The 25,455-nt window shown below is 66.6% G+C and carries 26 protein-coding genes; 21 read left to right on the top strand and 5 right to left on the bottom strand.

Going from position 1 to position 25,455, the window contains the following annotated elements; translation table 11 throughout:
- Window positions 1–117: 117 nt before the first annotated feature.
- Genes BR78_RS0105485 through BR78_RS21935 form a run of 3 tightly spaced genes read right to left on the bottom strand, consistent with a single transcriptional unit; the run spans window position 118 to window position 1,273 of the window.
- The gene (locus tag BR78_RS0105485) at window positions 118–624 is read right to left on the bottom strand and encodes a DNA-deoxyinosine glycosylase (protein ID WP_029935483.1); all 507 of its coding nucleotides are present in this window, start codon (window positions 622–624) and stop codon (window positions 118–120) included.
- Complete coding sequence (locus BR78_RS0105480) at window positions 621–1,010, bottom strand: type II toxin-antitoxin system VapC family toxin (protein ID WP_029935482.1); 390 nt, start codon at window positions 1,008–1,010, stop codon at window positions 621–623. Before BR78_RS0105480 ends, BR78_RS0105485 begins: the two co-directional genes overlap by 4 nt.
- Window positions 1,007–1,273, bottom strand: a complete 267-nt coding sequence (locus BR78_RS21935; RefSeq protein WP_029935480.1) for a type II toxin-antitoxin system VapB family antitoxin — start codon at window positions 1,271–1,273, stop codon at window positions 1,007–1,009. Before BR78_RS21935 ends, BR78_RS0105480 begins: the two co-directional genes overlap by 4 nt.
- A gap of 69 nt (window positions 1,274–1,342) precedes the next feature.
- Here BR78_RS21935 and BR78_RS0105470 point away from each other — a divergent pair, with 69 nt between their 5' ends.
- The 21 genes from BR78_RS0105470 to BR78_RS22300 all read left to right on the top strand — a co-directional run bounded on the left by BR78_RS0105470 (window position 1,343) and on the right by BR78_RS22300 (window position 24,247).
- Complete coding sequence (locus tag BR78_RS0105470) at window positions 1,343–1,672, top strand: DUF962 domain-containing protein (RefSeq protein ID WP_029935478.1); 330 nt, start codon at window positions 1,343–1,345, stop codon at window positions 1,670–1,672.
- Between the two features lie 45 nt (window positions 1,673–1,717).
- On the top strand, window positions 1,718–2,710 hold the full coding sequence (locus BR78_RS0105465; protein ID WP_029935476.1) for a cysteine synthase A: 993 nt from the start codon (window positions 1,718–1,720) through the stop codon (window positions 2,708–2,710).
- An 84-nt stretch (window positions 2,711–2,794) separates the two neighbouring features.
- Window positions 2,795–3,067, top strand: a complete 273-nt coding sequence (locus BR78_RS0105460; RefSeq protein ID WP_029935474.1) for a hypothetical protein — start codon at window positions 2,795–2,797, stop codon at window positions 3,065–3,067.
- Window positions 3,068–3,563: 496 nt separating this feature from the next.
- Window positions 3,564–4,049, top strand: coding sequence for a division/cell wall cluster transcriptional repressor MraZ (locus BR78_RS21600; RefSeq protein ID WP_029935472.1), 486 nt, complete (start codon window positions 3,564–3,566; stop codon window positions 4,047–4,049).
- Window positions 4,046–4,990 carry a 16S rRNA (cytosine(1402)-N(4))-methyltransferase RsmH gene (gene rsmH, locus BR78_RS0105450; protein ID WP_029935469.1) on the top strand — a complete coding sequence of 315 codons (945 nt, stop codon included), beginning with the start codon at window positions 4,046–4,048 and terminating at the stop codon, window positions 4,988–4,990. Before BR78_RS21600 ends, rsmH begins: the two co-directional genes overlap by 4 nt.
- The gene (locus BR78_RS0105445; protein ID WP_029935468.1) at window positions 4,990–5,559 is read left to right on the top strand and encodes a hypothetical protein; all 570 of its coding nucleotides are present in this window, start codon (window positions 4,990–4,992) and stop codon (window positions 5,557–5,559) included. Before rsmH ends, BR78_RS0105445 begins: the two co-directional genes overlap by 1 nt.
- Entirely contained in the window at window positions 5,556–7,265 is a 1,710-nt protein-coding gene (locus BR78_RS0105440; RefSeq protein WP_029935465.1) for a peptidoglycan D,D-transpeptidase FtsI family protein, read from the top strand. Before BR78_RS0105445 ends, BR78_RS0105440 begins: the two co-directional genes overlap by 4 nt.
- Window positions 7,262–8,677 (top strand): UDP-N-acetylmuramoyl-L-alanyl-D-glutamate--2,6-diaminopimelate ligase, encoded by a 1,416-nt coding sequence (locus BR78_RS0105435; protein WP_029935463.1) that lies wholly within the window; start codon window positions 7,262–7,264, stop codon window positions 8,675–8,677. The genes BR78_RS0105440 and BR78_RS0105435 overlap by 4 nt, the downstream gene beginning before the upstream one ends.
- Window positions 8,678–8,765: 88 nt before the next feature.
- Complete coding sequence (locus tag BR78_RS0105430) at window positions 8,766–10,142, top strand: UDP-N-acetylmuramoyl-tripeptide--D-alanyl-D-alanine ligase (RefSeq protein ID WP_029935461.1); 1,377 nt, start codon at window positions 8,766–8,768, stop codon at window positions 10,140–10,142.
- Window positions 10,142–11,212, top strand: coding sequence for a phospho-N-acetylmuramoyl-pentapeptide-transferase (gene mraY / locus BR78_RS0105425; protein WP_029935459.1), 1,071 nt, complete (start codon window positions 10,142–10,144; stop codon window positions 11,210–11,212). Before BR78_RS0105430 ends, mraY begins: the two co-directional genes overlap by 1 nt.
- Complete coding sequence (murD, locus tag BR78_RS0105420; protein WP_029935457.1) at window positions 11,209–12,609, top strand: UDP-N-acetylmuramoyl-L-alanine--D-glutamate ligase; 1,401 nt, start codon at window positions 11,209–11,211, stop codon at window positions 12,607–12,609. Before mraY ends, murD begins: the two co-directional genes overlap by 4 nt.
- Window positions 12,610–12,698: 89 nt before the next feature.
- On the top strand, window positions 12,699–13,835 hold the full coding sequence (locus tag BR78_RS0105415; RefSeq protein WP_081855673.1) for an FtsW/RodA/SpoVE family cell cycle protein: 1,137 nt from the start codon (window positions 12,699–12,701) through the stop codon (window positions 13,833–13,835).
- A complete protein-coding gene (murG, locus tag BR78_RS0105410) occupies window positions 13,832–14,983 on the top strand; it encodes an undecaprenyldiphospho-muramoylpentapeptide beta-N-acetylglucosaminyltransferase (protein ID WP_029935453.1) in 1,152 nt (383 codons plus the stop codon). The genes BR78_RS0105415 and murG overlap by 4 nt, the downstream gene beginning before the upstream one ends.
- Window positions 14,980–16,398: a UDP-N-acetylmuramate--L-alanine ligase gene (gene murC / locus BR78_RS0105405; RefSeq protein ID WP_029935451.1), complete on the top strand. Its 1,419-nt coding sequence runs from the start codon at window positions 14,980–14,982 to the stop codon at window positions 16,396–16,398. The genes murG and murC overlap by 4 nt, the downstream gene beginning before the upstream one ends.
- Window positions 16,395–16,589, top strand: a complete 195-nt coding sequence (locus tag BR78_RS0105400) for a hypothetical protein (RefSeq protein WP_029935449.1) — start codon at window positions 16,395–16,397, stop codon at window positions 16,587–16,589. Before murC ends, BR78_RS0105400 begins: the two co-directional genes overlap by 4 nt.
- Window positions 16,553–17,521 (top strand): UDP-N-acetylmuramate dehydrogenase, encoded by a 969-nt coding sequence (gene murB, locus BR78_RS0105395; protein WP_231478162.1) that lies wholly within the window; start codon window positions 16,553–16,555, stop codon window positions 17,519–17,521. The genes BR78_RS0105400 and murB overlap by 37 nt, the downstream gene beginning before the upstream one ends.
- 5 nt (window positions 17,522–17,526) lie before the next feature.
- Window positions 17,527–18,435 (top strand): D-alanine--D-alanine ligase, encoded by a 909-nt coding sequence (locus BR78_RS0105390; protein WP_443027670.1) that lies wholly within the window; start codon window positions 17,527–17,529, stop codon window positions 18,433–18,435.
- A gap of 89 nt (window positions 18,436–18,524) precedes the next feature.
- On the top strand, window positions 18,525–19,331 hold the full coding sequence (locus BR78_RS0105385; protein ID WP_231478161.1) for a cell division protein FtsQ/DivIB: 807 nt from the start codon (window positions 18,525–18,527) through the stop codon (window positions 19,329–19,331).
- A 4-nt stretch (window positions 19,332–19,335) separates the two neighbouring features.
- The gene (ftsA, locus tag BR78_RS0105380) at window positions 19,336–20,598 is read left to right on the top strand and encodes a cell division protein FtsA (protein WP_029935441.1); all 1,263 of its coding nucleotides are present in this window, start codon (window positions 19,336–19,338) and stop codon (window positions 20,596–20,598) included.
- Window positions 20,599–20,708: 110 nt separating this feature from the next.
- Window positions 20,709–22,193 (top strand): cell division protein FtsZ, encoded by a 1,485-nt coding sequence (gene ftsZ, locus BR78_RS0105375; RefSeq protein WP_029935438.1) that lies wholly within the window; start codon window positions 20,709–20,711, stop codon window positions 22,191–22,193.
- An 89-nt stretch (window positions 22,194–22,282) separates the two neighbouring features.
- Window positions 22,283–24,247, top strand: coding sequence for an SPOR domain-containing protein (locus BR78_RS22300; RefSeq protein ID WP_029935436.1), 1,965 nt, complete (start codon window positions 22,283–22,285; stop codon window positions 24,245–24,247).
- 39 nt (window positions 24,248–24,286) lie between these two features.
- Here the strand turns inward: BR78_RS22300 and BR78_RS0105365 are convergent, their stop codons facing one another.
- Both BR78_RS0105365 and BR78_RS0105360 read right to left on the bottom strand, forming a co-directional pair.
- Window positions 24,287–25,129 (bottom strand): hypothetical protein, encoded by an 843-nt coding sequence (locus BR78_RS0105365; RefSeq protein WP_029935434.1) that lies wholly within the window; start codon window positions 25,127–25,129, stop codon window positions 24,287–24,289.
- Window positions 25,129–25,338: a helix-turn-helix transcriptional regulator gene (locus tag BR78_RS0105360; protein ID WP_029935433.1), complete on the bottom strand. Its 210-nt coding sequence runs from the start codon at window positions 25,336–25,338 to the stop codon at window positions 25,129–25,131. The genes BR78_RS0105365 and BR78_RS0105360 overlap by 1 nt, the downstream gene beginning before the upstream one ends.
- Between the last annotated feature and the right edge of the window lie 117 nt (window positions 25,339–25,455).

Genomic DNA, 25,455 nt, shown 5'->3' with positions numbered 1-25,455 from the left:
AGTGCGGCGAGCGGGGCTTAGGGGTGGGTGATGACCGGTCGGTGGCGGCGTTGCTGCAGTGCGATGACAGTCCCGTGTCGGCTTGTGTCACGATGCCGGGGGGCGCGGGGGCGGACCTCAGTTCGCCTCCGTGAGCCATGCCGACAGTGCATGCCATGCCGGCAACTTTGCATCGACTCCGACGGTGTGGAGCGGGCTGCTCGAAGGGAGCGCGACGATCTCGTAGCGCGCCGCCGCGGCACCGAGCTGCTTCAGGCCGTGGCGCAGGGCGGTGCCGCCGTTGAACGCGATGGCGCGCAGATCGGGCAAGGTTGCTGTGAGCCCGGCGACATCGTGTCCTTCGATGTCGCGCATCGCCGCGTCGGTGCTGCCGGGGCGGGTGGCGCTGGCGACGACGTCCCACAGGCCGATATGCGCGGCGAGCAGGGCTTCGAGGCGCGCTTCGTAGGGAAGGGGAGGCAGATCGATTCCGGCAGCAGGCGAGATCAGCCGCCAGAACTGGTTCTGCGGGTGCGCATAATAACGCCGCTCGGCCAGCGAGCGCTCGCCGGGAAGCGAGCCGAGGACGAGCAGGCGGACATGGGCGTCCACGACAGGCGGGAAGCTGTGCTTGCGTTCGCTCACAGCGCGGGAGTGACGTCCGTGTGCACGAAATCGTTCCCCTTGAAGAGCAACGGCTCGTCCGTCGCTTTGGCAAGGGCGTAGGCGAAGCAATCGCCGAAGTTGAGATAAGCGAGGTGGCCTGTCCCGCGACCATAAATTCGATAGCCATCCCGCCCGAGCCGGGCTTGCTCGGGCGTGACATCCGCGATCGTGAGCCTGATGCTTCGGAGGAGAGCCTCTATCAGATGCGCCTTTTCAGGATGTCGTCGGGCGACGACAGTCGCCAATTCCATCCAGGTGCCCGCGGAGATGCGGCGCTCGCGCGCTTCGAATATCCTGCGTAGCATCGCATCCCGTTCGGGCTCTTCGAGTGCGATCGCCAGGATTGCCGACGTATCGACGATCACTTGGGCAAGCCATCCTCGTCATACATGTCGTCCATCCATTCCTTCGAGGATTTGCCGCGCATCTCGGGCGGTATGGACGCGACGAACTCGCGACTGATTTCCTTCACTTTCCCCAGGAACTCGGCGAACTCTTCCTCGCGCCGCTGCAATTCGCGCTCGAGCGCCAGGCGGATCACTTGCGTGACGGGCTGACCTGTAGCGTCGGCCAGCTGCCGCGCGAGGCGAACGGTTTCGGCGTCCTTGATGTTCAACTGCACGCCCATCGTTCTACCTCCGTCACCGTCCTTTCTACCACGGCTTGCAGGACCGACAAAGTAGGGTAATCTCCCCCCATGGCGCGCACGATCACCCGTTATGGCGATTTCTGGCCTTATTATCTGCGCGAGCATGCGAAGCCGGAGACGCGGCGGCTGCATTATATCGGGACCGCGCTGACCTTCGTGTTTCTCGCGGTTGCGCTGGCATATGGCGGCTGGTGGTGGGCGCTGGTGCCGCTGGCAGGCTATGGCTTCGCCTGGGGCGCGCATTTCGGCGTCGAGAAGAACCGGCCGGCGACGTTCACCTATCCGCTCTGGTCGCTCTTCTCGGACTATCGCATGTTCTTCCTGTGGTTGAGCGGGCGGCTGGAGCCGCACCTCAAGCAGGCCGGCGTATCCGCATAGTTTCACTTGCTTGCGGTACGGGCCTCGACGCCCCTATCTAGCTTCATGCATGTGACATCCGATACGCTGGGCCTGATCGGCAATACTCCGCTGGTGCGGCTGAAGGGGCCGAGCGAGGCGACCGGCTGCGACATCTTCGGCAAATGCGAATTCGCCAATCCGGGCGCGTCGGTGAAGGACCGGGCGGCCCTGTTCATCGTCCAGGACGCCGAGGAGCGCGAAGCGATCGCGCCGGGCGGGACGATCGTCGAGGGGACGGCGGGCAATACCGGGATCGGTCTCGCGCTGGTGGCCAATGCCAAGGGCTACAAGACGATCATCGTCATGCCCGAGACGCAGAGCCGCGAGAAGATGGACACGCTGCGCGCGCTGGGCGCCGAATTGGTGCTGGTGCCGGCGGCGCCTTATTCGAACCCCGGCCATTTCGTGCACACTTCGCGTCGGATCGCCGAAGAGACGCCCAACGCGATCTGGGCCAACCAGTTCGACAATATCGCCAATCGCCGCGCCCACATCGTCGGCACCGCCGAGGAGATCTGGCGCCAGATGGAAGGCCGGATCCACGGCTTCACCTGCTCGGTCGGCACCGGTGGGACGCTCGCCGGCGTCGGGCTGGGGCTCAAGGCCAAGGACGAGGCGGTCTGCATCGCGCTCAGCGACCCCTATGGCGCGGCGCTCTATGACTATTATGCCTGTGGGGAGCTCAAGTCCGAAGGCTCCTCGGTCGCCGAGGGGATCGGGCAGGGGCGGATCACCGGCAATCTGGAGGGCGCGCCTGTCGACGCCCAATTCCGCATCTCCGACGAGGAGGGGCTTGAATGGGTCGAGCGGCTACTCAAGGAAGAGGGGCTGTGTCTCGGGCTCTCCTCGGGGATCAACGTCGCCGGTGCGGTGCGGCTGGCGAAGCAGTTGGGCCCGGGCAAGCGCATCGCGACGATTCTCTGCGACACCGGCTTTCGTTACCTCTCGACGCTGTACAATGGCGAATGGCTGCGGTCGAAGGGATTGCCCGTGCCGGAGTGGCTCGGCGCCGCCTGACCGTCCGCCTCGACACGGGCGTGACGATGCGTTACATTTATGCCACAGCTTATGAAGTCGGGATCGCGAGACTCAGAGCAGGCGATGCAACGTGTCCGGGTCGGTATGACCGGGCTGGCGATGGTGCTGGTTCTCATCGGACTGGCGAGTGCGATCTTTTCCTCCGCCAATCGTGACGATCCGGTATCGGCCGTCGGAGCCCCCAACTCGGCAGTGGTCGCCAACATGATCGTCGAACCCGTCAACCTCGAGGGTGAGAAGGAAAAGGACGAGCCGCTCGCCGAGCTGGGCGTCGCGCCGAGCGCATCCTCCACCGATCAACCGGCCGAAGCCGAGGGCGGAACCCCCCAGCACTGATCCCCTCCATGGTGTTCCTGCGAACGCTGGAACCCGAGTTACCTGATGCATGGCTTGCCGCCCTGAGCTTCCGCTTTCGCAGGAGCACGGTTGATGGCGCGGCGGGTGGGGAAACGCATTTTCGGGTCTTCACGAGTCGCCGGTTTTTGAGGCGCGTGGCGCCTGATTAGGGCGGGTTTTCGCTCAAGCTTCGGAAATTTCACCACAAATCCAAGAAATTGGTCGGTGCGGCCGGCATGTCGCTCGCTTCAGCGTGCTTGCGAAACAAGGATAGAACATATCAAGTTCATATATGGAATATTGCATTTTCTGGGGACAAAGTGGGGCTAATTCCCGCTAAATCCCCACTTTACCCGTTGTGTCCCGGCGCCATTTGTGATCAAACAGGACGGCTAAGGGGGCACGTCCCTTTTCACCGTGAGATGATGCGCCGGAGGACCAGCCGGGAAACCGCGATTCCGGAGACGGGGAAGGCGTGCCCAAAAGGGGTTTGGGCGTGGCGGACAGGGAGCTCTTCGAAGGATTTGCGCTCCAGGCGGTGGACCTGAAAGGTCGCGTCGCCATTCCCGCAGACCTGCGCGCCGCCGCCGAGCGCAATTCCGACATCCGCCAGATCGTCGTGGGCCTCCATCCGGAGGACCCGTGCCTCTCCGCGCATGATCTGAGCTGGTCGAAGGAGAAATACGACCGGCTCGATCGCAAGGAGGCGCTTGCCGAGGAGCGTGGTTCCGAAGTCGACACGCGCGCAAAACGCCGTGCCTTCGGTCAGGTCGAGAAGGCACCCTTCGATGACTCGGGCCGCTTCGTGATCCCGCCTTTCTTCCGGATGAAGGCGAAGATCGGCAAATGGGCGTTCTTCAACGGCAGCGGCGAGACGTTCGACGTCTGGGCGCCCGAAGTGCTGCTCGCCGACGAGAATGCCGATCCCGGCCTGCGCGAGATCTGCGAGTATCTCTGCCAATCCAAGGGCGTGAAGCTGTGAGCGCGCCCCACATCCCCGTGCTGCTAGACGAAGTGGTCGACGGACTCGCCATCGTGCCCGGCGAACGCCATGTCGACGCGACGTTCGGCGCGGGCGGCTACACCAACGCCATCCTCGAGCGGGGTGCCGAGGTGGCCGCCTTCGATCGCGACCCCCAGGCGATCGAGGGCGGCCAAACCCTTGTCACGAAGGCCGGCGGGCGGCTGATCCTGATCGAGGCGCCGTTCAGCCAGATGGAAGGCGAGTTGACGCGCCGGGGGCTCGTGCCGGTCGACGGCGTGACGATGGATATCGGCGTCTCGTCGATGCAGCTCGACCAGGCCGATCGCGGCTTCAGCTTCCAGAGCGACGGCCCGCTCGACATGCGGATGAGCCAGTCGGGGACGACTGCCGAGGAATGGCTCAACAATGCCGATGAAGAAGAAATCGCTAACGTTTTATTTACCTTCGGCGAGGAGCCAAGATCTCGCCGAGTCGCCCGCGCGATAGTCTCCGCACGACCCCTTAAGCGGACTTCCGAACTGGCGAACGTGGTAAGAAAATCGTTAAACCATAAAGACTACGACAAGAAGGACCCGGCCACCCGGACCTTTCAGGCGATCCGCATCCACTTGAACCGCGAGCTCGACGAGCTCGCGGAAGGGCTTGCTGCGGCCGAGCGCGTGCTCAAGCCCGGAGGCAGGCTGGCGGTGGTCACCTTCCACTCGCTCGAGGACCGCATGGTGAAGCGGTTCCTGCGCGAGCGTAGCGGCAGCGAGCCCGCCGGTTCGCGGCATCGTCCGATGGCAGGCCCCAAGGCCGCGCCGAGTTTCGAAATGCCCGCCAAGGCCATTCGGGCCGGCGAGGCGGAAGTGGCGCGTAACCCGCGCGCCCGGTCCGCGACGCTCCGAGTAGCGCGTCGCACGGCCGCGGCGCCCTGGGGCAGTGAGGGAGTGAACTGATGGCAGTGCAGGGCTTCAAGGGGCTGGGATGGTTCCTGTGCGGCGTTGTCGTGGCGCCGGCATGCTACCTCGTCAATTCGCATGGCGCCGCCGAGCAGGCGAAGCTCAACGCGACCAGGCTGGCGATCGTCCAGGCGCAGCGCGACATCCGCGGGCTCGAGACCGAGTTCAATACGCGCGCCAACCTGGCCCAGCTCGAGCGCTGGAACGGCGAAGTACTGGCGCTGGCCGCGCCGGTTGCCCAGCAATATCTGGCGAGCGAGAGCGCGTTGGCGAGCCTCGACCAGCAGCCGGCCGATGTTCAGGTCGCCGCATTGGTAGTGCCGGCTGGCGCACCCGCCGTGCAGGCGGCGGCGGTGGCAGTGGCGCAGGTGACCAATCCGGTGCAGGAGGCTCCGCAGGATGCCGTGGCCGCGAAGAGCGTGGCCCAGCAGGACGGGGAGCTTCGCAAGCTGATGAAGAAGGCAGACCGCCGGGCGATCGCCTCGGTGGATCGTGGCGTATTGAGCGCATCGACGATCGACGACCTGCAGAAGCTGGCGAAGCGCGAGAAATTGGCGCTCCGTTGATCGTCGTCGTCGCCCCGCCGGCCCGGCAGGGCCGTACGGGCGGTGCCCGTCAGGCGCTCGTCGCCGTCGCCCAGTTGCGGCTGATGGTGCTTTCGCTGCTGTTCAGCTTCGGCATGCTGGTCGTCATCGGCAAGCTGGCGCTGCTCGCGCTCTGGGCCGAACCGGCGACTGCGCGCGACATCGCCGCCTCCCTGATCCCGCCGCGCGGCGACATCGTCGATCGCAACGGCGCGCCGCTTGCGCGCAGCATCGACGCCTGGTCGATCGCAGTGCATCCCGATCAGGTGATCGGCGACAAGGCGGCGCTGGCGCAGAAGCTCGCCGAATTGATCCCCGAGCAGAGCGCCGGCCATTATTATGCGATGCTCAATTCGGGCGGCAGCTTCGCCTATCTGAAGCGCCGGGCGATGCCCGAGCTGGTGACCGCCGTGAATGCGCTCGGCGAGCCGGGCATGGAATTCCAGCGCGAGCCCGACCGGCTCTATCCGCAATCGACCATGGCCGCGCACATCCTCGGCTTCCTCGACGCCAAGGGCGCTGGCGTATCGGGAATGGAGAAAGTGCTCGACCGCCAGCTGACCGATCCGGCGAAGCGCGGCGCACCGGTGGCGCTGTCGATCGACACGCGCGTGCAGGCGGCGCTCGAGAACGAACTCGGCCGGGCGATGACCGACTTGCAGGCGCGCGGCGCGGCAGGCGTGATCCTCGACGTGCATACCGGCGAAGTGCTCGCGATGACGTCGCTGCCGAGCTTCAACCCCAATGCGCTCGGAGGCGCGGCGCCGCCGAACAACGTCACCCAGAGCGTCTACGAGCTCGGCTCGACCTTCAAGCCGCTCGCCGTGGCGGCGGCGATCGATTCGGGCACGATCACCAACATGGCGCGGCGCTTCGATGCCACGCGGCCGCTGCAGGTCGGCCGGTTCATGATCCACGACGATCCGGGCGACGAACAGTTTCGCTGGCTGAACATCCCCGAGACACTGGTCTATTCGTCGAACATCGCCACTGCGCGGATCGCCGACGAACTTGGCCCGGAGAAGCTGCAGAACATGTTCCGCCGGCTGGGCTTCGATCGCCGCCCCGGCATCGAAGTGGGGGGCGCGAAGCCGCTCTGGCCGAATTACTGGGGCCGGATCACCGTGATGACCACGGCCTATGGCCACGGCATCGCAGTGACGCCGCTCCACCTCGCCAATGCCTATGCGACTCTTGTCAACGGCGGCATCCTGCGCCCGACGACGTTGCTCAAGGTCGATCCGAACAAGGTTCCCGCCGGGGAACGCGCGCTGCAGGAATCGACCAGCGCGCGGATGCGCCAGCTGCTGCGGCTGATCGTGCTCAAGGGCACCGGCCGCAAGGGCGAGGCGCCGGGCTTCCGGATCGCGGGCAAGACCGGCACCGCCGAGGCCGCTTCGGGAGGCGGTTACGACAAGCATCGCAACGTCTCGACCTTCGCGGCGGCTTTCCCGATCGACGCGCCGCGCTATGTGATGGTCGCCATGCTCGATTCGCCCAAGGCAAACCCCGCTATCGGGGTGTACCGCACCACCGCCGCCTGGACGGCCGCTCCGGTCGTGTCCCGCGTCGTCAGCCGTACCGGCACGTTGCTCGGCGTCAAACCCGATGCCGGGCGTGACATCGACGAGCGCGAATTGCTCCCGCTGATCTGGACGGGACCCGATCCCAAGCTGGGCGCCGAATGAGACTCGGCGCGCTGACCGGCGGAGAGGAAAGCGCCGTCGTCACCGGGTTCGCGATCGATCACCGCAAGGTCGCTCCGGGAACCGTGTTCGGTGCGTTCGAGGGCGCGCGGGTCAATGGCGAGGATTTCATTCCCGCCGCCGTGAAGGCCGGCGCGATTGCGGTCGTGGCACGGCCCGAGGCACGGGTCGAAGGCGCGCTGCACATCGCCGACATCAATCCGCGCGAGCGCTTCGCCCGGCTGGCGGCGAGGTTCTTCGCGCCGTTCCCCGAAACCGCGGTGGCGGTGACGGGGACCAACGGCAAGACCTCCACCGTCGAGATGACACGCCAATTGTGGCGGATGTCGGGGCATCACGCGGCGTCGATCGGCACGCTGGGGGTGACCACTTCCGACGATACCGTATCGACCGGCCTGACCACGCCCGATGTCGTCACCTTCCTCGCCAATGTCGCCGGGCTCGCGCGCGAGGGCGTGACGCATGTCGCGTTCGAGGCGTCGTCGCACGGGCTCTCGCAATATCGCACCGAGGGGCTGCCGGTGCACGCGGCGGCGTTTACCAATCTCAGCCGCGATCATCTCGATTATCATGGCGACATGGCGGCCTATTTCCACGCCAAGCTTCGGCTGTTCGCCGACGTGCTCGACATGGACGGCGCCGCGGTGGTCTGGGCCGATGATCCGCATGCGATGCGCGTGGAAGAGCTTGCCCGGATGCGCGGCAACAAGCTGATTACGGTGGGTGAGCATGGCGAGACGCTCAAGCTCGTCGAGCGCGATCCGACCTTGCTGGGGCAGGGGCTGATGATCGAGGCGGGCGGCACCACGCACAAGGTGATGCTGCCGCTGATCGGCGCCTATCAGGCCGCGAACGCGCTGACCGCGGCGGGGCTGGTGATCGCGACGGGCGGCGACGTTGCCGCGACGATCGCCAATCTGGCGCGGCTGCAGCCGGTGCGCGGACGGCTCGAGCGCGCAGTGATCACGCGCAGCGGCGCGCCGGTCTATGTCGATTATGCGCATACGCCGGATGCGCTGGAAGCGGCGATCGCTGCCTTGAAGCCGCACACCAGCGGCCGGCTGATCCTCGTCTTCGGCGCGGGCGGCGATCGCGACACGGGCAAGCGCGAGCCGATGGGGCAGGCGGCTGCGGCGGGCGCGGATGTGGTGATCGTCACCGACGACAATCCGCGCGGCGAGGATCCCGCGGCGATCCGCGCCGAGGTGCTGAAGGGCGCTCCGGATGCGACCGAGATCGGCGGGCGGCGCGAGGCGATTGCCGCGGCGGTGGCGATGGCCGAAGCCGCGGACATCGTGCTGATCGCGGGCAAGGGCCACGAACAGGGCCAGATCGTCGGCGATCGCGTGCTTCCTTTCGACGATGTGAGCGTTGCCCGGGAATGCGCAGCGTGACCGGGACCCCGTTCGCTTCGAGCGAAGTCGAGAAGCCTTTCCTCTCGGCCTCGTTTCTCGACTGCGCTCGAAACGAACGGAGGGGCTCATGACGTCTCTCTGGACCTCGGCCGAGATCACCGCCGCTACGGACGGGACGGCCTCGTCAGCCTTCGACGCCAACGGCGTGACCTTCGACTCCCGCGAAGTCGGCCGCGGCGACTTGTTCCTCGCCTTGAAGGGCGAGACGACCGACGGGCATCGCTTCCTCGACCAGGCATTCGCGCAGGGCGCGGCCGGTGCGGTGGTCTCCGAGCCGACGCCGCACCCGCATGTACTGGTCGCCGACACCACCGCGGCGCTCGATGCGCTGGGCGTGGCGTCACGCGCGCGCATGCAGGGCAAGGTGATCGGCGTCACCGGATCGGTGGGGAAGACCGGCACCAAGGAAGCTCTGTTCGCGGCGCTCGATCGGGTCGACCCGGGTTGTGCGCACCGTTCGGTCAAGAGCTACAACAACCATACCGGTGTGCCGTTGAGCCTTGCCCGGATGCCGCGCGACGCGCGTTTCGGCGTGTTCGAAATGGGAATGAACCATGCCGGCGAGCTCGCCCGGCTCACCCGGCTGGTGCGCCCGCATGTCGCCTTGGTCACCACGATCGCGCCGGCGCATATGGGCTTCTTCGCGAGCGAAGCGGCGATCGCCGACGCCAAAGGCGAGATTTTCGAGGGGCTGGAGCCCGGCGGGACCGCGATCGTTCCGTACGACAGCCCGCATCGCGACCGCCTCATCGCCGCTGCGAAGCCGCACGCCGGCCGGATCGTCACCTTCGGGCTGAACGACGGCGCCGATTTCCGCGCAGTCGAGCGGATGCGGACGCGCACCGGCGGGACCTTCGTCACCGCGCGGTTCGATGCGCGTGAGCTGAGCTTCACCATCTCGCAGCCGGGCGAACATTGGGTCTCGAACGCAATGGCGATCCTCGCCGCGGTCGACGCCGCCGGCGGCGATCTCGAAATGGCGGGCCTCGCGCTCGCCGAGATGGGCGGTCTGGCGGGACGCGGCGCGCGGTTCATGGCCGAATTGCCTGGCGGCGAGGCCCTGGTGATCGACGAGAGCTACAACGCCAATCCCGCCTCGATGCGCGCGACATTGGCCGTCCTCGCCAACGAGCCAGGCCGGAAAATCGCAGTGCTGGGCGAGATGCGTGAGCTGGGCGAGCATTCGGACGCGTTCCATGCAGCGCTGGCCGAGCCGATCGCGGCCGCGGGCGTCGGCTACGCCATCCTCGTCGGCGAGGCGATGGGCGCGCTCGCGAATGCGCTTGAGAGCAAAGTGGAATTCGTCCATGTGCCCGACGCCGCAACCGCGCGCGACCGGCTGAATGCCGTGCTGGCGCCGGGCGATGCGGTCCTCGTAAAAGGCTCTAACGGCGTGCGTCTCTCGACGGTCGTGGCGGCATTGGCGGAAGGGGCGATGGCCTGATGCTCTACTGGATCGCGGAACAGCTGGGCTTCCCCGGTATCCTCAATCTCATCCGCTATCTCTCGTTCCGCACCGGTGCCGCGGTCGCCACCGCTTTGCTGCTCGGGCTGATCATCGGGCCGAAGTTCATCGGCTGGCTGCGCGTCCGCCAGGGCAAGGGGCAGCCGATCCGCAGTGACGGGCCGCAGAGCCACCTCGCCAAGCGCGGTACGCCCACGATGGGTGGGCTGATGATCCTGACCAGCCTGATGATTTCGCTGTTTCTGTGGATGAACCTCTCAAACCCCCTGGTCTGGGCGTGCATGTTCGTGACCTTCGGGTTCGGCGCGATCGGATTCCTCGACGATTACGACAAGGTTCGAAAGGCGAGCACAGCGGGCGTATCGGGCAGGGTGCGGTTGCTCGGCGAGTTCGTGATCGCGGGCATCGCCAGCTGGGTGATCATCTCGCAGACGGGGACGGAGCTCTATGTGCCCTTCTTCAGCTGGATCCACCCCGATCTCGGCTGGTTCTACATCCCCTTCGCCGCCTTCACGATCGTCGCATTCGGCAATGCCGTGAACCTCACCGACGGCCTCGACGGGCTCGCGACGATGCCGGTGGTGATCGCCAGCATGGCGTTCATGCTGATCGCCTATGTTGCGGGAAACAAGGTGTTCGCGACCTATCTGGGCATCCCGCACGTGCCGGGCGCGGGCGACCTCGCGATCTTCTGCGGCGCGATCGTCGGCGCGGGGCTGGCCTTCCTGTGGTTCAACGCGCCCCCGGCGGCGGTGTTCATGGGCGATACCGGCAGCCTCGCGCTGGGCGGCGCGCTCGGCGCGATCGCGGTTTCGGCGCAGCACGAGCTGGTGCTGGGCATCATCGGCGGGCTGTTCGTCGTGGAGGCGCTTTCGGTCATCATCCAGGTGTTCTTCTTCAAGCGCACCGGCAAGCGCGTCTTCAAGATGGCGCCGATCCACCATCATTTCGAACAGCTCGGCTGGTCGGAGCCGACGGTGGTGATCCGCTTCTGGATCATCGCGTTCGTGCTGGCGCTGGCGGGGCTCTCGACGCTGAAGCTGCGGTGATCACGAGCACGGCCTGGCGCGGCGAACGCTATGCGGTGCTCGGGCTTGCGCGGTCGGGGCTGGCGACGGTCGACGCGCTGCTGGCGTCAGGTGCGCGGGTCGTTGCGTGGGATTCGAAGGAAGAGGCGCGCAACGCTCTTTCTCCCTCTCTCCGCTTGCGGGGAGAGGGTCGGGGAGAGGGGCCTATCGATAACGCACCCCACTTGCCCCTCTCCCCGGCCCTCTCCCCTGAAGGGGAGAGGGAGTTGGTGCTCGCCGATCCGCTCGATCTCGATCTCACCGGTTTCGCCGGTGTCGTCGTCTCGCCGGGCGTGCCGCTCAACAAGCATCCGATCGCGGCGCACGCGGCGAAGTTCGGGGTGCCCGTCATCGGCGATATCGAGCTGTTTGCGCAGGCGCGTGCCGAGCTGCCATCGCACAAGGTGGTCGGCGTCACCGGCACCAACGGCAAGTCGACCACTACTGCGCTGATCGACCATATCGCCCGCACCGCGGGACTGCCGAGCCTCGCCGGTGGCAATATCGGCTTGCCGATCCTTGGTCGCGATCCGCTGCCCGAAGGCGGAGTCTATGTGCTCGAACTGTCGAGCTACCAGATCGACCTGACCTTCAGTCTCGACTGCGACGTCGCGGTGTTGCTCAACCTCACGCCCGATCATCTCGATCGCTATGACGGGTTCGAGGGTTATGTTGCTTCGAAAGAGCGACTGTTTACGATGCAGTCTTGGGAGCACACCGGCATCTTCGGCGTGGACGATCCAGTGGCGGCAATGCTGGGCGGGGCGGCGAAAGGCGAGTTCGAGTACCGCAACGCCATAAGCTATACCGAATACGCTCGACGGGCGGACGCCAAGGGCCAGGAGAACTGGCCCGCGCTGCAGGGCCCGCATAATGCACAGAACGCGGCGGCTGCGATCCTGGCCTGCCAAACTTTGGGTATCGCTAAGGATCTGATCGAGCAGGGACTACGCAGCTTCCCCGGCCTGCCGCACCGCATGGAGCGCGTCGCGACGAAGCACGGCGTGCTGTTCGTCAACGACAGCAAGGCGACCAACGCCGATTCCACCACCCCGGCGCTCTCGGCCTATCCGTGCGTCCACTGGATCCTCGGCGGGCGCGCCAAGACCGACAGCCTCGAGGCGTGCCGCCCCGGCTTCGGCCATGTCGTCAAGGCGTACACGATCGGCGAGGCGGGCGAATTGTTCGCCAGCCTCCTCGAAGGCGAGATGCCGGTCGAACGCTCGGGCACGCTCGAAGCCGCAGTGAAGAGCGCCGCCGGGCAGGCGAAGCCGGGCGAAACCGTGCTGCTTTCCCCCGCCTGCGCCTCGTTCGACCAGTTCAAGGATTACGAGGCGCGCGGGCAGGCCTTCCGCGACGCAGTGGAGGCGCTCGGGTGAGCGACACCGCCGATACCGAAAGGCCCAATGGCGACGTCCGGCGTCGGGTGAGCAAGCAGCTCGGCCGTGCCAACACTTCGCGTGCGGGCATGTGGTTCTGGGAAGTCGATCGCGTATTGCTGCTGCTCGCGATGCTGCTGATCGCCATCGGGCTGGTCGCCGTCGCCGCGGCTTCGCCCGCAACGGCGCGCCGCTATTCGGACGCGACGCACATCATGCCGGCGATGCATTATTTCTGGCGCCAGCTGATGTGGGTTTGCCTGTCGGTGCCGGTGCTGATCGGCGTATCGATGCTGCCGATCACGATCGCGCGCCGCTTCGCGCTGATCGGCGCGGCATTCTTCCTGCTGCTGCTCGCGCTCGTGCCGATTATCGGCTCCGAGGCCAATGGCGCGCGGCGCTGGCTCGATCTCGGCGTCTCCGACCTTCAGCCTTCGGAGTTCCTCAAGCCGTTCTTCATCGTCGCCACTGCGTGGATGCTCTCGTTTCGCGCCAAGGATCCCGAACTGCCCGTCCTCTTCATCACCGGCGGACTGACCGCGGTGATCGCAGTGCTGCTGATGCTCCAGCCCGATTTCGGCCAGACGATCATATTCGGGACGGTGTGGCTGATCCTGCTGACGATCTCGGGCATCTCGGCTTTGGCGATCGGCGGGCTGATCGGCACCGCGCTAGCGGGGGTGGTCGCGGCCTATCTGTTCTACAGCACCGCCCGTACCCGTATCGACAATTTCCTGTTCCCCACCAAGGAAGCGGCGCTCGCCGACCGCTATCAGGTCGAGATGGCGCACCAGACGCTGAGCGCGGGCGGGCTCACCGGCGCCGGCCCCGGCAGCGGGCAGGTCAAGTTCAAGCTGCCCGAGGCGCATACCGATTACATCTTCTCGGTGATCGGTGAGGAATTCGGGCTGATCTCCTGCGCAGTGATCGCGTTGCTCTATGCTGCGATCGTGATCCGCGTGTTCATGAAGATGCTCGACGAGGAAGACGCGTTCCGCCTGCTCGCGGCTTCCGGCCTCGCCGCGCAGTTCGGCGTGCAGGCGATGATCAACATGGCGGTCAACACCGGCATCGCGCCTTCGAAGGGCATGACCTTGCCGTTCATCAGCTATGGCGGATCGTCGATGATCGCGCTGTCGATCGGATACGGGTTGCTGCTCGCCTTCACGCGTCGAAACCCGTATCTGAAGCGCTCGCCATATACGGGTCGGTGGAGCAAGGGATGACGAATTCGCGCAGCTATGTTCTGGCAGCAGGCGGGACAGGTGGACACATGGTGCCCGCCGCCGCGCTCGCGGCCGAGCTCGCGAGCCGGGGGCACAAGGTTTCGCTGGTCAGCGACGATCGCGGTGTGCGCTTTCCGGGATTGTTCGACGGAATCGACACGCACGTGCTGCCCGCTGGGCGGCTGGGCGGTGGCCCGCTCGGCTATATCCGCGCGGCGGGGCGTATCATGGCGGGACGGTCGATGGCGCTGCGGCTGTTCAAGGAGCTGCGCCCTTCGGCAGTGATCGGCTTTGGCGGCTATCCCGCTTTGCCGACCTTGCTCGCCGCTTTCCGTGCGGGCGTGCCCACGGTGATCCACGAGCAGAACGCGGTGCTGGGGCGAGTCAATCGTTTCGTCGCGGGCCGGGTGAGCGCAATTGCGACATCCTATGATGAAGTCGAACGGATGAAGCCGCGTTGGGCACCCAAGACGCATTTGATCGGCAACCCCGTGCGGGAAGCAGTGCTGGCGCTCCGCGACCGGCCTTACCCGATCCTCGACGAGGAAGGCATCTTCCGCGTGCTCGTCACCGGCGGCAGCCAGGGCGCGACGGTGCTGAGCCAGGTCGTGCCCGACGGACTGGCGCTGCTTCCCGTCCATTTCCGCCGCCGGCTCCAAGTGACGCACCAGGCCCGGATCGAGGATATCGATGCGGTACGCGCCAAATATCAGGCGCACGGCATTCCCGCCGACGTCTCGACCTACATCACCGACATGCCCGAGGCGCTGGCCTGGGCGCATATCGTCATCGCCCGCGCGGGCGCCTCGACGATTGCCGAGCTGACCGCCGCGGGTCGCCCGGCGATCCTCGTGCCGCTACCGAGCGCCACCGACGATCACCAGACCGCCAATGCGCGTGAGATCACCAATGCCGGTGGGGCGCGCACGATCTCGCAGCGCGCCTTCACTGCGACCGAGCTCGCCAAGCAGATCCAGAAGCTCGGGCTCGACGCCCAAGGGCTCGAGAACGCGGCGACGCGCGCGAAGAGCGTCGGACGTCCGCACGCGGCGAGCGATCTTGCCGATCTCGTCGAATCGATTCATGCCCCGACCGCGCCGATCAAGGTGCGCCGCGCGGCAATTCAGGGAAGGCTCGCTCACGCATGAAGGGTGTCGCAACCGACATCGGCACGATCCATTTCGTCGGGATCGGCGGCATCGGCATGTCGGGCATCGCCGAAGTGATGCACAATCTCGGCTACAAGGTGCAGGGTTCGGACGTTGCCGAGGGCTATGTCGTGCAGGGCCTGCGCGACCGCGGCATCCCGATAGCGATCGGTCACAAGGCCGAGAATATCGGCGAGGCGGCGGTGGTGGTGGTTTCCACTGCGATCGTGCGGACCAATCCCGAGGTCGAGGCTGCGTATGCGCGCCGCGTGCCGGTGGTGCGCCGGGCCGAGATGCTCGCCGAATTGATGCGGCTGAAGTCCACCGTCGCGGTGGCGGGGACGCACGGCAAGACCACGACGACCTCGATGGTCGCGGCGCTGCTCGACGCGGGCGGAGTGGATCCCACCGTGATCAACGGCGGCATCATCAACCAATATGGCTCGAACGCCCGGCTGGGCGACAGTGACTGGATGGTAGTCGAAGCCGATGAGAGCGACGGCAGCTTCCTGCGCCTCGACGGGACGATCGCGGTGGTCACGAACATCGATCCCGAGCATCTCGATCATTACGGCTCGTTCGATCGCGCCAAGGACGCCTATGTCGAGTTCGTCGAGAATGTGCCCTTTTATGGCGCGGCCTTGCTCTGTCTCGACCATCCCGAGGTGCAGGCGATCATCCCGCGCGTGCGTGATCGCCGGATCATCACTTACGGCTTCGCTGCCAGCGCCGATGTGCGCGGCGTGAATGTGACGCCGCATTCGGGCGGCAACCGTTTCGAGGCGATCATCCGCAACCGCGACGGCACCGTGCGCTCGATCGAGAATATCGAGCTGCCGATGCCCGGCCGTCATAATGTCCAGAACGCGCTCGCCGCGATCGGCGTGGCGCTCGAGCTGGGCATCCCCGACGTGACGATCCAGAAGGGCTTTGCCCGCTTCGGCGGGGTCAAGCGCCGCTTCACCAAGGTCGGCGAGACGCAAGGCGTCACGATCATCGACGATTACGGCCACCATCCGGTCGAGATCCGCGCGGTGCTCGCCGCTGCGCGCGAAAGCGCCGAGGGCAGGGTGATCGCCGTGGTCCAGCCGCATCGCTATTCGCGGCTCGGCAATCTGATGGACGACTTCGCCCAGGCCTTTAACGACGCCGACATGGTGCTGGTAACTCCGGTCTATGCAGCCGGCGAAGAACCCCGCGAGGGCGTCGATTCCGACGCACTGGTCGACGGAATCCGGCGGCGCGGGCATCGCTCGGCGGCGGCGGTAGCCGATGCGGAGGCGCTGGCACGCACGCTCGCCGAAGTGACCGTGCCGGGCGACATGGTCGTCTGCCTCGGTGCGGGCGACATCACCAAATGGGCCGCGGGCCTCGCCCCGGCGATCGAGGCGGCGCGGCAGGGGGCGGCGGCATGAGCGACTGGTTCTCGACCGCAGTCGAGATGCAGCGCGAGATCCTGCGCGCGCAAAAGGCGCAGATGGACGCGGCGCAGAAGATGCTCGATGCCGGCAAGCAGATGAGCGCGCTCCAGCAAGCCGGGCAGAAGGCCGCCGAGGCGAACCTCGCGGCATGGCAGCAATGGTCGAAGCTCTGGGGCTGGAAGTGAGCGTCTGCTACGCTTTGCCCCCTGTCCGCGGAAAACTGACTCACGGTGCGCCGCTCGCGCCTTTGGTGTGGTTCAAGAGCGGCGGCGCCGCCGAATGGCTCTTTGAGCCCGCCGATACCGACGATCTCGCCAATTTTCTCTTCGCGCTCGATCCCGCCGTGCCGGTGATGGGGCTTGGCCTCGGCTCCAACATGATCGTCCGCGACGGCGGCGTGCCCGGCGTGGTGGTGCGGCTCGGCAAGGCCTTCGCCACAGTCGAGCAGATCGATCCGACCGCATTGCGATGTGGCGGAGGCGCGTCGGGCATCCTCGTTTCCTCCAAAGCGCGCGATGCGGGGATTGCCGGCGTGGAGTTCCTGCGCTCGATCCCCGGCACGGTCGGCGGGTTCGTGCGGATGAACGGCGGCGCCTATGGCCGCGAGACCAGGGACATTCTGGTCGCGTGCGAGGTCGTCCTGCGCAGCGGAGAGCGCCGGACGCTGCAGCTCGACGAACTCGGTTACACCTATCGCCACAGCGAATTGCCCGCGGGCGCGATCGTCGTCAGTGCGACTTTTCGCGGCGAAGCCGGCGACCCGGCCGCTATCCAGGCCGAGATGGACCGCATCGCCGCCGCGCGCGAGGAATCGCAGCCGCTACGCTCGAAGACCGGTGGCTCGACCTTCAAGAATCCCGAGGGGCACAAGGCCTGGGCGCTGATCGACGCGGCGGGTTGCCGCGGGTTGCGGCGGGGCGATGCGCAGGTCAGTGAAAAACACTGCAATTTCCTGCTCAATCTGGGCAATGCTGCATCCGCCGACATTGAGGCGCTGGGCGAAGAGGTCCGCGCGAAAGTGAAGGCCCAGTCCGGCATCGCGCTGGAATGGGAAATTCAGCGTGTCGGCATGGTTGCCGACGACGCCGTCAAAGAGCGTATCGGGGTTGAGAAGTGAGCAAGTTGCACGTCGCCGTTCTCATGGGCGGGTGGTCCGCCGAGCGCGAGGTCTCGCTGATGTCGGGGAACGGCATCGCGGACGCGCTGAAGAGCCTCGGTCATCGTGTCAGCCGCGTCGACATGGATCGCGACGTCGCGGTGAAGCTGGCGGAACTGAAGCCCGATATCGTGTTCAATGCGCTGCACGGCACCCCCGGCGAGGACGGCACGGTGCAGGGCACGCTCGATCTGATGGGCCTCAAATATACCCATTCCGGCCTGGTCACCTCCGTGATCGCGATCGACAAGCAGCTCACCAAGCAGGCGCTGGTGCCGCATGGGATCCCGATGCCGGGCGGACGGATGGTGCGCAGCGAGGAGCTGTACGAGCGCGATCCGCTGCCGCGGCCTTATGTGCTCAAGCCGGTCAACGAAGGGTCGTCGGTGGGCGTCGCGATCGTCACCGCCGAGGGCAATTATGGCAACCCGATCAGCGCCGAGGCGCGGGGCCCGTGGCAGGAATTCGACGAACTGCTCGCCGAGCCCTTCATCCGCGGGCGTGAATTGACCACTGCCGTGCTCGGCGATCAGGCGCTCGGCGTCACCGAGCTCAAGCCGAAGAGCGGCTTCTACGACTATGACGCCAAATATACCGACGGGTTGACCGAGCATGTCTTCCCGGCCGACATCCCAGAGGAGGTCGCCGACGCCTGCAAGCGGATCGCGCTCGACGCGCATCGGCTGCTCGGCTGCAAGGGGTGTTCGCGCTCGGACTTCCGCTGGGACGACAATCAGGGCGTCGACGGGCTGTTTCTGCTCGAAGTGAATACCCAGCCCGGCATGACTCCACTCAGCCTCGTGCCCGAACAGGCGCGGCACCTCGGCATTTCCTATGCCGAGCTGGTGCAGCGCATCGTGGACGAAGCGCTTTGAGCCGAAGGTCCACCCAACGCACCGCCACGCGGCGCGGCGCGGCGCCAAAGAAGCGGAAGGCGAATTCGCGGCGTCCGAAGCGCCCTGGCTTGCTCGATCAGGCGGTTGCGGCGCTGCCGTTCAGCCAGGCGACGCTGACCCGCATCGCGACATGGGGCATCGTCGGCACTGTCGGTGCGGCAGCGCTGGGCGTGGCGATGTGGTTCGGCGTGCCGGCAATGGCCGGCGTCGCGATCGCCAATGTGGTGGGCGATGCCGGGCTCAAGGTCGACGAGATCCAGATCGACGGCATCAAGCGCATGGACAAGATGACCGTCTATACCCAGGCGCTCGACCAGGACTCGCGCGCCATGCCTTTGGTCGACCTCGCTTTAGTCCGCGAACGGCTGCTCAAATATCCCTGGGTCAAGGACGCGCGCGTCTCGCGCCGGTTGCCCAACACGCTGCGCATCTTCATCATCGAGCGCGAGCCCGCGGCGATCTGGCAGAGCCACGGCCAGTTGATGCTGGTCGACCCGACCGGCGTTCCGCTCGAGCCCGTCTCGACCGACGCAATGCCCGATCTTCCTTTGCTGGTCGGCGAGGGCGCCAATGCACAGGAACCCGCGCGCAAGAAGCTGCTCGACGAGGCGCCGTCAATCGAGCCCCTGGTCAAGGCGGCGACCTGGGTCGGCAACCGCCGCTGGGACCTGACCTTCGCCAGCGGCGAGAAGCTCCAGCTCCCCGAGGGTGAGGAGGAGGCGGCCAAGTCCTTACGCAAATTCGCAGAGTTGGATGCCGCGCAAGGTCTGCTACGAAAGGGCACGATACGCTTCGACATGCGCGTGCCGGGGAATATGGTGATGCAGCGGCCGCCGGGGCAAGCCGCGACCACCAGCGTCGAGACAGGGGAGTAAGACGATGGCCAAGGCAGTTCCAGAAGGACTGATCACCGCGCTCGACGTGGGATCGTCCAAGGTCTCTGCGCTGATCGCGCAACGCACGGACGACGGCCAGCTCGTCGTGCTCGGCACCGGCCAGCGCGAGAGCCGTGGCGTCAAGCGCGGCTATGTCGCCGACATGCACGCCACCGAACTCGCGATCCGGGAGGCGGTGGAGCAAGCAGAGCGCATCGCCGGCACCAATATCGAGGACGTCTGGGTCAGCTTCTCGGCGGGCGGTTTGCTCTCCGACGTGGTCAAGCTCGAGGCCGATCTGGGCGGCCACCGCGTCGAGCAGACCGATATCGACGAATTGCTCAAGGCCGGCCGCGACGCGATCGATCCGCAGGGCAAGATGGTGCTCCATGCCCAGCCGACCTGCTACACGATCGACGGCCTCGCCGGGATCAAGCGCCCGCTCGGGCTGCACGCCGATAGGCTCGGCATTGATATTCACGTCGTGTCGACCGAAGGCTCACCGGTCCGCAACCTCGATCTCTGCGTCCGCTCGGCACATCTCGAGGTTCGCTCGATCATTGCCGCGCCGGTCGCGACCGGGCTCGCCTGCCTCACCGACGAGGAGCGCGAGTTGGGCGTTGCGCTGGTGGAGATTGGTGCAGGTGTGACCAACGTCTCGGTGTTCGCGGGCGGCGTGCTCGCGGGACTCGCTTCGATCTCGATGGGTTCGGCAGATATCACCGACGACATTGCTTCGGCCTTCGGTACCGCCCGGACCTGGGCCGAGCGCACCAAATGCTTCCACGGCTCGGCGAATCTGAGCCCGCGCGACAATCACGAGATGATCGACGTGCAGCCGGCGATTCCCGATGAAGGCGTCGAAGGCCCGCGCATCACCAAGGCGCAATTGAACGCGACGATCCGCCAGCGGCTCGAACGACTGATGGCCGAGATCCAGAAGGAGTTGCGGAAGCTCGGCTTCCAGGACCCGATCGGCCGCCAGATCGTCCTCACCGGTGGCGGCGCCGAGCTGAAGGGCATTGCCGATTATGCGCAGCAATCGCTGGGCAATGCAGTCCGCGTCGGTCGTCCCAAGGGGCTGATCGCGCTGCCCGAGGCGCATGCCGGTCCGGCTTTCGCGACGCTCGCGGGCCTGGCGCGCTTCGCCGCGGCCGATCCGATCGATCTGCGCGCGCTCGAGCCCACGGGACACCAGATCGTCACCAAGGCCAGTCCCGGCGCGATTCTTCAGCGGCTGATGACGGCCTTTCGGTCGAATTATTAAAGAAATACGACCGGCGACCCTGTTTCCACTAGAGTCGGTTGCAACCATAGTGCATCAAAGCGTTCAACGGTGCCGTCCCAGCGCGATGGCGGCGCCATGGAGATAATGGAATGAGCATCGAATTTCTTCCAGCTGACGTCGACGAACTGACGCCCAAGATCACGGTGATCGGCGTTGGTGGCGCCGGCGGCAACGCGATCGCGAACATGATCCGGGCCGATGTGCTGGGGGTCGAGTTCCTCGTGGCGAACACCGACGCGCAGGCGTTGAAGCAGTCGTCGGCCGGGCATCGCATCCAGCTGGGCGCGAAGATCACGCAGGGTCTCGGCGCGGGTTCGCGTCCCGAAATCGGCCGTGCTGCTGCCGAAGAGACGATCGACCAGGTCCAGAAGGCGCTCGAGGGCGCGCATATGTGCTTCATCGCCGCCGGCATGGGCGGCGGCACCGGCACCGGCGCCGCGCCGGTGATCGCCAAGGCCGCGCGCGACATGGGCATCCTGACCGTCGGCGTCGTCACCAAGCCCTTCGCCTTCGAAGGCCGCCGTCGCGCGCAATCGGCGGAATCGGGCATCGAAGAGCTCCAGAAATATGTCGATACGCTGATCGTAATCCCCAACCAGAACCTGTTCCTGATCGCCAACGCCAACACGACGTTCAAGCAGGCGTTCGAGATGGCCGACGAGGTCCTCCAGCAGGGCGTTCGCGGCATCACCGACCTGATGGTCATGCCGGGCCTCATCAACCTCGACTTCGCCGACGTCCGTTCGGTGATGCAGGAGATGGGCAAGGCGATGATGGGCACCGGCGAGGCCGAGGGCGACGACCGCGCGCTGATCGCCGCGCAGAAGGCGATTGCCAATCCGCTGCTCGACGGCGTCTCGATGAACGGCGCCAAGGGCGTGATCGTTTCGATCACCGGCGGCGAGGATATGCGCCTGCTCGAAGTCGACGAGGCTGCTAACCACATCCGCGAGCTGGTCGACGAGGATGCCAACATCATCTGGGGCTCGGCGTTCAATCCGGACCTCGAAGGCAAGATCCGCGTATCGGTCGTCGCGACCGGTATCGATGCCGATGCCCAGGCGCGCGCTGCGCCGGCGGTCGAGCAGCCACGCGTCTTCTCCTTCTCGAATCCGCGCCGCAATGCCGCCGCGGCCGCAGCGGAGCCCGCTGCCGCCGAGGTCGCAGAACCTGGTTTCTCCGAGCCCGGTTACGAAGCCGAAGCGCAGGAGCCTGAGGAAGAGGCGCTCGTTCTCGAGGCTCCCGACGCGATCGAAGCCGAGGCTGAGGATGAGCCCGCCGCGGCCTATGACGAAGCCGGAGACTCCGACGAGCTGCTGCTCGGTGAGGGCAGCGCGGTGCCGATCGAAGAGCCGGTCGCGGAGGAAGCGCCCGCACCCGAGCTGACCAGTCGTCGCCGCTGGCTGACCGGCGGAAGCGACGAGGAAGCCGCGCCCGAAGCCAAGCCCGCACGCCGTGCTGGTGGCACGTTGTTCGAGCGCATGGCCTCGCGCGGTGCCGCCAAGGCCAATGAAGAGGATGACAAGGATCCGCTCGATATTCCGCGGTTCCTGCGCAGCCAGAACAACCAGTAAGGCGTTCGTCGCCGGCGGATCTCGCTTCGGCGAGCCACTGGCGGCGCGTCATTGGCGGTTCAGCCAATCGCGCCTCTAGCTGATCCCGAATGAAGCAGATTCGTCCCTTGCGCAGTATCGCGCTGGCACTGGCCCTCGCCGCGGGCTCGGTTGCCGCGCCGGCGCTTGCCCAGAGCGGGTTTGTTCCCGCCGCCAATCCCGAGGCTGACCAACTCGCTCAGGAGATGCGTGTGCTCGCGGCGAATCCGCGTGACATACGCGCGCTGCTGGAGGCGGGGAATCTGAGCGCACGGCTGGGTGATACCGCAGCGGCGCTCGCCTTTTTCGCGCGGGCCGAGGCGATTGACCCCACCAATCCCGGCATCCTTTCCGGCCGCGGCTCGACGCTCGTCCGGATGGAGCGGCCGGGCGAGGCGCTGCGCCTGTTCCAGGGCGCGGAGGCGAAGGGGCTTCCAGCACGTGAATATGCTGCCGATCGCGGTTTTGCCTATGATCTGCTCGGCCAGCCGGTGCTGGCGCAGGCGGACTACAAGCTCGCCCTGCAGAGCGAGCGCGATGACGAGACGGTGCGCCGCTACGCCTTGTCGCTGGGCATTACCGGCAATGTCGAGGAGGCGATGCGTCAGCTCGACCCGCTGCTCCGCAAGAGCGATCGCGCGGCGTGGCGCGCGCGCGCCTTCATCCTCGCGATGAACGACGATATCCCCGGCGCCGAGCGGATCGCGGCGAGCATGATGCCCGGGAATATGGGGGCGTCGCTTGCGCCCTTCTTCCGCCGGCTTGCCAATCTCGCGCCGGCCGACCGCGCCTTCGCCGTACATTTCGGCCAATTCTCCCCGACCGCGGCACGGCTAGCCGATGCGCGCCAGGCGCCTGCGTTCCCACGCTATGTTCCCGCGACGCGGGGACTTCAGCCGGCGCAGGCACAGGCGGCCCGAATGCCGGCGACCCAGGTCGCATCGCAACCCGATCGTCGTTCGCGCCGTGAACGCGAGCGCGATGCACGCGATGTGGCACCCCCTGCGCGTCGCGTCGTGCCGATACAGCCAGCTCCCGCCGCCCCGGTGCAGACCGCCGCCGCCGAGCCGCTCCCGGGACCGCCTCCCGCATCCCGGCAGGAAACGCCGATGGTCCAGCCGTTGCCCGCGCCGCGCGCGGAAGAGATCGATGCGCCGATCCGCGAGGCCGCGGCGCCCGTCCAGGTGGCGCGTCGCGAAAGCACGCCGGAGCACAGCCCGATCACGCCGTCCGCTCAAGGAGGACCCGAGGGGCCATCGACTGGTGGGGCCAAGCCTGAAACGGCGGCGCAACCGGCGCCGGCGCCTTCTACGCCCGCACCTGCGCCAGCCACTGTCATTGCGCAGCCCGCCGCGACGTTACCCGATAGCGCGCGTCCCGTGGCGAGCGGCCCCGAAACAGCCCCCGCTGCACAACCGGCCGCCACGGCCGCGCGGCCCGAGCCGGCGCCACCCGGTCCGGCGCGCGTGGGGCAGGAGGATTCGGTACTCGCCGCGATCGTTGCCGGCATCACCATTCCCGGCGAGGAGCTCCAGATCGTGACGGCGACTCCGGTCGATCTGCCGCCGGAGCCCGCGCGTGTTGCCGCCACGCCGGAAGCGGCTCGCCCGAGGGCGAAACCCGAGGCGGTCAAACCTCCGCCGGCCATGAAGCCCAGACCGGAACCGGCCAAGGCGGAAGCGGCCAAGGGCAAGGACGCGAAAAAGGCGGAACTCGCCAAGGCGGATCCCAAAGCGAAAAAGCCCGAACCGAAGACCAAGGCCGAACCCGCGCGCGTCTGGGTCCAGGTCGCCGGCGGCGCGAACGAAGCGAGCCTGTCCAAGGCGTGGAAGGCCGTGGTCGCCAAGGCGCCCGCGCTGAAGGGCAAGGCCGGCTGGTGGACGCCGCTGCGGGCCACCAATCGCGTGCTGACCGGCCCGTTCAAGACCGCCGCCGAGGCGCAGGCCTTCGTCAACACGCTAGGCAAGTCGGGCGTGTCGGGCTTCGTCTTCACCAGCGAAGCCGGGCAGAAGGTGACCAGACTGGGCGCGGACTGAGCTGCCTCCTGGGCACTGCCGTCGGTCCAGTTGCGAAGTTCAGTGCGTGAGCAATTTCCTCCGCCCCAGCACGATGAAACTCGCAGCGAACAGGAGCACGGTGAATATCGTCAGCCAGTCGAGCGGCGCGGGCGCAGCGACGAAGCCGAGATGGGCCAGCATCGCCCAGCCGCCGCCGAGCACCAGGATCAGGTAGAAGGCCATGTTGCCGGTCTCGTGCGACAGTGTGCGCCCCAACTCATCCGACAGCCGCCACGCCGCGATCGTCAGCAGCGTCAGGATGGCGATGAGGACCAGCGCGCCGGCCAGGGCCGCTGCCGGGGAAAGGACGCCGGCGCCAGCGAGGCCCAGCCCGATCAGCAACAGGCCGTAGCACGCCACCCAGGTGAAGCTGCAAAGCATCAGCCGGCCGCGTTCGCGCAGGTCCTCGGCAGCCATTTCGTCGTCGACGAGGTGGAGGCCGGTGTGGACGCTCGCGGTAGTGAGGCCGCCGAGGACGGCGACGACGACAAGCGTCGCGCCCGTCACGGCGGCGATCCACTCCGAGACACCCACGTCGGTGCGGGCGAGCGCGGTGAAGCCCCAGATGACGAGCAGGAAAGCCAGGATGGCCACTGCGTTCTGGATCAGGAAATTGCGAAGCGTTCCGAGATTGAGCGATCGTTTGCGGCTGGTGAAGCCGACTACCACCATCGAGAACAGCATCGCCAGCCCCAGCTGCGCAGTGACTCGGCTCGGCCGGACGACCGCGTCCATGATGTCCTGATGCAGGAACCGCATGGCGCCCCAGAGGGCGAGGAGGTAGAATACCGCACCCACCGCGCTCCACGCCGCGAAGTTGCGCCAGCTGGGCGCGGACTTTTCGTTCGCCATCGCCGTCATCATTCCTCTCCCGGTTCCCAGTGATCGACGAACAGCTCGGGCACGGCCACGTCGAACAGCTTTGCCATGCGCAGAGCCAGCGGCAGGCTGGGGTCGTATTTGTCGGTTTCGACCGCGTTGATCGTCTGCCGCGAAACGCCGAGCCGCCGGGCAAGCTCGCCCTGGCTCCATCCCCGACCCTCGCGCATCGCCTTCAAGCGATTTTCCAAGACGACTCTCCTGCCTGTAAAGAGTTCTTTACAGGTGTCCGGCAAGAGTGTCAAGAGCTCTTTACAGGCCCGCTTTCAATCGGCTGGTTTGCAGTGTCTGTTGTCCACCAGACGGCA

The sequence above is a fragment of the Sphingomonas sp. UNC305MFCol5.2 genome (assembly GCF_000712135.1).
Taxonomy (GTDB): domain Bacteria; phylum Pseudomonadota; class Alphaproteobacteria; order Sphingomonadales; family Sphingomonadaceae; genus Sphingomonas.
This window is presented reverse-complemented; position numbering and strand designations above follow the sequence as displayed.

What these genes read in the sequence shown, in the direction of transcription:
- mraY (WP_029935459.1), top strand. Translation starts at nt 10,142, where the DNA reads ATGCTCTACTGGATCGCGGAACAGCTGGGCTTCCCCGGTATCCTCAAT.
- BR78_RS0105400 (WP_029935449.1), top strand. Translation starts at nt 16,395, where the DNA reads ATGAGCGACTGGTTCTCGACCGCAGTCGAGATGCAGCGCGAGATCCTG.
- BR78_RS0105470 (WP_029935478.1), top strand. Translation starts at nt 1,343, where the DNA reads ATGGCGCGCACGATCACCCGTTATGGCGATTTCTGGCCTTATTATCTG.
- BR78_RS21935 (WP_029935480.1), bottom strand. Translation starts at nt 1,273, where the DNA reads ATGGGCGTGCAGTTGAACATCAAGGACGCCGAAACCGTTCGCCTCGCG.
- ftsZ (WP_029935438.1), top strand. Translation starts at nt 20,709, where the DNA reads ATGAGCATCGAATTTCTTCCAGCTGACGTCGACGAACTGACGCCCAAG.
- BR78_RS0105430 (WP_029935461.1), top strand. Translation starts at nt 8,766, where the DNA reads ATGACGTCTCTCTGGACCTCGGCCGAGATCACCGCCGCTACGGACGGG.
- BR78_RS22300 (WP_029935436.1), top strand. Translation starts at nt 22,283, where the DNA reads ATGAAGCAGATTCGTCCCTTGCGCAGTATCGCGCTGGCACTGGCCCTC.
- murB (WP_231478162.1), top strand. Translation starts at nt 16,553, where the DNA reads ATGGCAGCAATGGTCGAAGCTCTGGGGCTGGAAGTGAGCGTCTGCTAC.
- murG (WP_029935453.1), top strand. Translation starts at nt 13,832, where the DNA reads ATGACGAATTCGCGCAGCTATGTTCTGGCAGCAGGCGGGACAGGTGGA.
- BR78_RS0105445 (WP_029935468.1), top strand. Translation starts at nt 4,990, where the DNA reads ATGGCAGTGCAGGGCTTCAAGGGGCTGGGATGGTTCCTGTGCGGCGTT.
- ftsA (WP_029935441.1), top strand. Translation starts at nt 19,336, where the DNA reads ATGGCCAAGGCAGTTCCAGAAGGACTGATCACCGCGCTCGACGTGGGA.
- BR78_RS0105415 (WP_081855673.1), top strand. Translation starts at nt 12,699, where the DNA reads ATGTGGTTCTGGGAAGTCGATCGCGTATTGCTGCTGCTCGCGATGCTG.
- BR78_RS0105460 (WP_029935474.1), top strand. Translation starts at nt 2,795, where the DNA reads ATGCAACGTGTCCGGGTCGGTATGACCGGGCTGGCGATGGTGCTGGTT.
- BR78_RS0105365 (WP_029935434.1), bottom strand. Translation starts at nt 25,129, where the DNA reads ATGACGGCGATGGCGAACGAAAAGTCCGCGCCCAGCTGGCGCAACTTC.
- BR78_RS0105435 (WP_029935463.1), top strand. Translation starts at nt 7,262, where the DNA reads ATGAGACTCGGCGCGCTGACCGGCGGAGAGGAAAGCGCCGTCGTCACC.
- murC (WP_029935451.1), top strand. Translation starts at nt 14,980, where the DNA reads ATGAAGGGTGTCGCAACCGACATCGGCACGATCCATTTCGTCGGGATC.
- BR78_RS0105465 (WP_029935476.1), top strand. Translation starts at nt 1,718, where the DNA reads ATGCATGTGACATCCGATACGCTGGGCCTGATCGGCAATACTCCGCTG.